Genomic DNA, 6,339 nt, shown 5'->3' with positions numbered 1-6,339 from the left:
TGAACGCACCGCACCTCGTCGCACTGGTACGCACTGGAGCACGGTTCGAGAACGGGAAACTCGTCGAACGACCCGACGATCAAGCCGCGGAGAAGCAAGCCGCCTAACAAACCTCATCCACAGGTCTTGACAATTTCTCCGTAGAGGAAGTAGTCGTACCATTCGGTCGCCGTGCCGATGAGGGTCGCCAAGGCGACCTTCTTGATCGAAGTTCCCCCGACTTGGCTGGTTCCGTGCGCCAGTGCCACGGTGTCGGCTCCTATCGTTGTGGTTACTGCAAGAGGGAGCGAGCTGCGTGCCCGCCCGCGAGGTACCCGTAGCCGAGGGCGGACAGCAGACCGTTGCCGGACACGTAGCCGCGGGCCCCTGAAGGCCCGCAGATGCCCGCGGTCGTGCCGCCGCCCGCGTACAGACGGGGTATCGGGGCGCCGTCGGTCGACAGCACCCGTGCGTCCGCGTCGATCCGCAGCCCGCCTTGCGTGGTGAAGATGCCGGGCACGGTCTTCGCGATGTAGAACGGCGCGACGAGCGGGGCGAAGCCGAAGCCGGTGCGGCCGTGCTCGTCGGCCGTGTCGCCGCGCGCGGCGGCGTTGTAGGCCGTCATGCTGGCGGCGAGGGCGGCTGCGGGCAGCCCATAGTGCGCCGCCAGTGCGTGCGGTTCCTCGGCCCGCAGGATCGGTGTGTCGGTCCGCTGCGCGATCAGCCGGAAGCGCTTCTCGTACGCGCAGACGTGGTCGAGTATCCGTTGGTCGAACACCGCGTACGAGACGCCTTCGGTGTGCGCGAGCACCTCGTCGGTGAAGGCCGAGTACCCGACGCTCTCGTCGCCGAACCGGTGGCCCGCCGCGGTCACGAAGATGCCGCCCTTCTCCGGGACGGTCCAGGAGAACATGGTCTCGAACGACACCGGTCCTTCTGACGGCTGCGCCATTGCCGCGTAGCCGAGCATGGCGTCCATCGACGCGGTGTGCCCGCCAAGCTGCTCACCGAGCCTGATGCCGTCACCGGTGTTGCCAGGACCGCCGAAGTACGGCAGCCGCGCGGCCTCCGGGATTTGCTTCGCGACGAGCTCCCGGTCGGCGCCGAAGCCGTCGGTGGCGAGCAGTACGTTCCGCGCGGCGTACACCGTGGTGGCAGTGGTGACCTGCATCAGGTGGCCGTCGGGTGCGACACCGGTGACAGGGACCCCGGTGCCGATCTGCACGCCGAGCGCGCGTGCCGTGGCCTCGAGGTAGCGCACGATCTCGATGCCCTCGCGGTTCGGCGGGTTGTGCAGCCGGTTGACCGAGTGCGCGATGTGCATGTAGTCCTCGGTCAGGCTGAGCTCCACGCCGGCCTCGTCGACCAGCCAGTGCACCAGGTCCGCGGAGATGCCGCAGAGCCGGTCTGCGACGGGATCGTCCAGGTGCTCGCCTGCCTGGCCGCGTAGGTCGGTGACGAACTGTGCGGGGGAGTCGGCGATCCCCGCGGCTTCCTGGAACCTGGTGCCCGCACCCGGCACGGAGCCGATGCTGTGGGCAGTGTTGCCGCCCAGGTCGGGCTCCTTCTCCAGCAGCAGCACCTGCGCGCCGAGCTGCGCTGCGCGTACGGCGCCGGCGAGTCCGCAGCCACCGCCGCCCGACGACGACCAGGTCCCACGGTTTCTCACTCATCAGCTCTCCCTGTCGGCGTGGACGAACAGGTCAGCCAGCGCGGGTTCTGTGCCGCCGTCGAGCCAGTCGAAGAGCCGCTCGGGCAGCTCGCCACCCGTCGGCGCGACGGGGACGTCGGCGACGGTGCGGTGGAAGGCCGCGGCCGCGGTGGCTCGGTCGCGGAAGAACTCCTCGCGCGGGCAGTCCGCCGTGTGCCGGGTCAGCGTTCCTCCTGCCGTCGGCACGGCGACCGTGCTGTCGAGGAAGCCGTAGTCGGGTTCGGGGACGACGGTGACCTTCTCGACGAGCGCGGTGACGAGCGGGTCGGTGCACAGCGTCGCCAGGTCGCGGTGCCGGATCTCGCCGTGCGCGAGCAGCGCCGCGACCGCGAACGCGGTGCTCGCCATCGCCTGCTCGACCGTGTCGTACGGGCCAGCGTACGAGGTGCCGGGGTACGCGGCGAAGTGCGCGTTGATGTGTACGTCGATCCGCGTGACGGCGTGCGGGTCGGGCAGCTCGGGGTGCAGGCTGGCCGCGGCGACGGCGGCGGCCATGTTGTCGCCGAGCACCGGGTAGCGCTTGAACCACACCACATGGATGGCGTCCGTCGCGGGCGCGGTGCGCCAGTCGTCCGGCGGCGAGTCGGTGCCGCAGAAGGCGGTGAGGAAGCCCTGCGGGCCGGTGAGCGGCTCGGCCGGGCCGCGTACGCCGGCCGCGGCGAGCAACCCGGCCATGGTGCCGCGCCAGGCGGCGACGCCGTTCTGCCAGCGCCAGTCCTGCGCGCCCGTACGAACCGGTTCGAGCAGGCCGCCTGTGGTGTCGGTCGCCAGCCCGATCGCGTTGGTGGCGGCCTGCTCGTCCAGGCCGAGCACGGTCGCGGCGCTCACCGCCGCGGCGATCGAACCGAGCGTCGGGCTGGCGCGGAACCCGCGCTCGACCAGCGCGTGGCCGACCGTACCGTGGGCGCCCAGCCAATTCAGGGCGGTGTAGCCGGATGCGATGCCGCGCACCAACACGTCGAGCGACTCGCCGCGCTGTTCGGCGAGCGCCCACGCGGCGGGCACGATGAGCGAGCCAGGATGTGCCCAGGCGTCCATGTCCGTGTCGTCCTGGAACTGCGCGTGTGCGTCGATGCCGTTCGCGAGCGCGGCGTCGCCGACGGAGGTGTGGCGTCCGTTCGCCCAGACGGTCGCACCGGTCGCCGGTGCCGCCGTGGCGAGCACGGAGTCCGCGGCCACCACGGTCTGGTCGTCGTGTGCGGACAGGGCGAGCGCGTACGCGTCGAGTAGGCAGAGCACGGCCTTCTCGCGTACGTCCGGCGTGAGGTGCACGTGCCGGGTGTCCCTGGCGTGGCGGGCGAGCAGCGCCGTGGGGGTCGGGTCGCTCATGCGTGGTCACCTGCCGCCGCGGCACCGGCGATCCGGCCGAACACGCACGCCTTGCCCAATGATGAGCCGGTGAGGTACGCGGTGCCGTGGAAGCCGCCGATCACCTCGCCCGCCGCGTACAGCCCGTCGATGCGTTCGCCGAACACGTCCATCACCTCGGTGTCCGGCGTGATGCGCAGCCCGCAGTAGGTGGCCAGGACCGCGGTCGTGGAAGGGAACGCGTAGAACGGCGGTCGGCGCAGCGGCACCGGTTCGCCGGCGTGGTTGCACAGCCCGTCGCGGCCGAAGTCGTCGGTGTCGGTGCCGATGGCGGCGTTGTACCGCTCGACGGTGTCGGTGAGCGCGGCCGCGTCGACGTCGATGGCGGACGCGAGCTCCGCCAAGCTGTCCGCCTCGACCATCAGGCCGCGCTTGCGTAGGGCGTCCAGGTCGAACAGCGGCACACCCGGCGACGACGCGTCCATCACCGCCTGGTCGAAGAGCTGGTAGCACAGCCCGTCCGGCTGGCCCAGGCACGCGTCGCCGAGCGTCTTGTAGTCCAGCGACTCGTCGACGAACCGCCGGCCGAGCCTGTTGACGATCACCGCGCCGAGGTAGAAGGCCAGCAGGATCTCGTGCTTGGTCGCGGTGGCGCTCGGATGGGTGCCGAACGTGCCCTTGACGTAGCCCATGTCGCGGACGTCGGCGCCGAGCGCCCACGCCATCCGCAGGCCGGTGCCGGTGTTGCCCGCGCCGCCCATGCGCAGCGCCTTGGCCTGGTGCGGCGCGAAGACCTGCAACAGCTCCTCGCTGCGGGAGAAGCCACCGCTCGCCAGCACGACGCCGCGCCTTACGCCCAGCTGCCTGGCGTTCCCTTCCACGGTGGCCGCGACGCCGGTCACCCGGCCGGTGTCGGCGTCGCGCTGCAGGCGGGTCACCTGGGCGCCGGTCTCGATACGTACGCCGTGCCGTCCGCCGCGTGTGCCGCGAGGGTCCTGATCAGCTCTGGTGTATGCGTCTGGTGGCTGCGTGCCACGGACTGGCCGGCGCTGAGCTCCACCGCGTTGAACGTCACGCCGAGGCCGGTGAGCCAGTCGTACAGGCCGACCTGTGCATCGGCGTACCTGCGTACGAGCTCCTCGTCGTTCTGGTAGCCACCGGCGGCGCGCAGGTCGTCGTACAGCAGGTCGGGTGAGTCGTCGATGCCGAGGTCGCGCTGCATGGGGGTGCCGGTGAGCGCGAAGAAGCCGCCGCTGAGCACGGTGCTGCCGCCCAGCTCGGGCTCGCGTTCGAGCAGCACCACGTCGGCGCCGTTCTCCGCGGCGGTGACTGCAGCGCACACGCCGGCGAGGCCGCCGCCCACCACGACGGCGTCGACGGTCTCAGTGGGCTGGGACATGGTCGCTCCCTTCGGCAAGAGCCTCGTGTGCCCGTGCGGCGGCGCTGGCCATCACCTCGGCCGGCGCACGGGCACGGCCGTGCCCGTGGCTGATCGTCAGTCCGGAGGTGCGGGTCATCCAGACGAGCGCCTCGGCGTGCGCGAACAGGGCCGCGAACGCGTCCACGACCGGGAGGCCGGCGAGCTCGCGGATCCCGTTACGGGTGAGCAGGCTGTTGAGCACCCCCTCCGCGGGGATGACGAGGTCGGCGGACGCCTGCGCGCAGCGCTCGGCGGCGGCCTCGAACAGGGGGAGCAGTACGTCTGGGTCGTCGTACGCGCGGTCCAGCTCGTCCTCGCCGACCGGCGGGTCGAGCTCGACGATCGCGGCGACCCTGGAGCCGAAGCCGTACCGGTCGACGAGCTCCGCCAGCCGGTGCCGGTTCACCTCCGCGATGCCGATCAGCCCGATCCGCCGGCCCGCCGCCGCGCTCATCGACAGCGCGCTCTCGCACAGGCTCACGACGGGGATGTCGACGGCGCTGCGCAGCTCCTCGAGCACCGGGTCGAAGAAGCAGCCGACGGCGAACGCGTCGTAGCCGGCGCGTTCGGCCCGCTGTGCGTTCGCCAGCAGTTGCACGCCGAGCAGGTACTCGGCGGCCGGGTACCGCAGCACCTCGATCGGTGGCACGCCGGGCGGGTAGGTGCCCGCCGCCACCCCGTGCACGTCCACGGTGGTGGTCGGCACCGTGCGGCGTGGTCACGCAGCTGCTCCGCATAACGGGGCAGCACCGTGAGGTCGGTGACGCTCTGCTGCCAGACCTTCGTGCCACTCACTGGACACCTTCCGTGTTTCGGTGGTCAGGCCGAGCCGTAGCGGCGCTCCCGCTCGTCCCAGGTGGGCTTGCCGATCAGCACGTCGCGCTCGTCGAAGCTGGTCAGCTGGTGCGAGAGCGCCGCCGTGCTGCCCTGCTGGCGCAGCTCGGCCGCGGTGGTGCGCATCGCGTGGATGGCCGCCCGTTGCAGGTCGGAAGGGACGATGACGATGCGGTAGCCGAGCGCGGCCAGCTCATCCGGCGGCACGACCGGGGTGCGCCCGCCCTCGAACATGTTGATCAGCAGCGGGTGCCCGGTTAGCTCGCGCGCGACTGCGGTGATCTGCTCGCGGTCCGTCGGGGCCTCGACGAACAGGATCTCCGCGCCCGCGGCCGCGTACCGCCTGGCCCGGTCGACGGCGCTCTCCAGACCCTCGGTCGCTACGGCGTCGGTGCGGGCGATCAGCAGCGGCCCACCGTCGCCGCGGGCCTCCTGCGCGGCCTGGATCTTGCCGACCATCTCCGCGGCGCCGATCAGCTCCTTGCCGGCGTAGTGCCCGCACTTCTTCGGCGTCACCTGGTCTTCCAGCTGGAACGCTGCCGCGCCCAGCCGGGCGAACTCGCGTGCCGTGCGGTGCACGTTGAGCGCGTTGCCGTAGCCGGTGTCGATGTCCACCACCACGGGGATCGACACCGCGTCGCAGATCGACGCGATGCGGTCGCGGACCTCCGTCATGGACAACAGGCCGAGGTCGGGGAGGCCGCAGCTGCGGGCGATCGCGCCGCCGCTGACGTAGAGGCACTCGAAGCCGGCTTCCTCCGCCACGCGGGCGGAGAGCCCGTCGTAGACGCCGGGCAGGACGAGCAGTTCACCGCGTGCGATGAGCCGGGCGAGCTGGCCGGCTGCGGTCTCTGTCATGAGGCTGTATTTTTGTAGACAGTTCTTCAAAACGTCAATATGGTGGTGCCGCGCAGTCGAGATCACCGAGCCGGATGGGAGGCGACCTCGTTGGCCGGGCTGTCATTGCAGGGGGAGCGGCGGTCGTTGCGTGATCTGGCGTATGGCTCGTTGCGGGAGGCGATCGTGCGGGTGCGGATCGCGCCTGGTGCTGCGGTGACGGAGGAGTGGCTGGCTGCGGAGTTGGGTG

4 protein-coding genes and 1 pseudogene are annotated in these 6,339 nt (G+C 71.3%); all 5 read right to left on the bottom strand.

Annotated features, from left to right (window positions below):
• Positions 1-271: 271 nt before the first annotated feature.
• On the bottom strand, positions 272-1,648 hold the full coding sequence (locus GEV07_30425) for an FAD-binding protein (GenBank protein ID MQA06828.1): 1,377 nt from the start codon (positions 1,646-1,648) through the stop codon (positions 272-274).
• Positions 1,649-1,651: 3 nt separating this feature from the next.
• The gene (locus GEV07_30420) at positions 1,652-3,019 is read right to left on the bottom strand and encodes an MmgE/PrpD family protein (GenBank protein ID MQA06827.1); all 1,368 of its coding nucleotides are present in this window, start codon (positions 3,017-3,019) and stop codon (positions 1,652-1,654) included.
• A pseudogene (locus GEV07_30415) lies at positions 3,016-4,397 on the bottom strand (FAD-dependent oxidoreductase). The gene GEV07_30420 and the pseudogene GEV07_30415 overlap by 4 nt, the downstream one beginning before the upstream one ends.
• A complete protein-coding gene (locus GEV07_30410; GenBank protein ID MQA06826.1) occupies positions 4,381-5,124 on the bottom strand; it encodes a hypothetical protein in 744 nt (247 codons plus the stop codon). Before GEV07_30410 ends, GEV07_30415 begins: the two are co-directional and overlap by 17 nt.
• 113 nt (positions 5,125-5,237) lie before the next feature.
• Complete coding sequence (locus GEV07_30405; protein MQA06825.1) at positions 5,238-6,110, bottom strand: isocitrate lyase; 873 nt, start codon at positions 6,108-6,110, stop codon at positions 5,238-5,240.
• Positions 6,111-6,339 lie beyond the last annotated feature (229 nt).

This window comes from Streptosporangiales bacterium, from assembly GCA_009379825.1.
GTDB lineage: Bacteria > Actinomycetota > Actinomycetes > Streptosporangiales > WHST01 > WHST01.
This window is presented reverse-complemented; position numbering and strand designations above follow the sequence as displayed.

Excerpts from the sequence above, each read along its gene's own strand:
- GEV07_30420 (MQA06827.1), bottom strand. The coding sequence starts at position 3,019 with ATGAGCGACCCGACCCCCACGGCGCTGCTCGCCCGCCACGCCAGGGAC.
- GEV07_30405 (MQA06825.1), bottom strand. The coding sequence starts at position 6,110 with ATGACAGAGACCGCAGCCGGCCAGCTCGCCCGGCTCATCGCACGCGGT.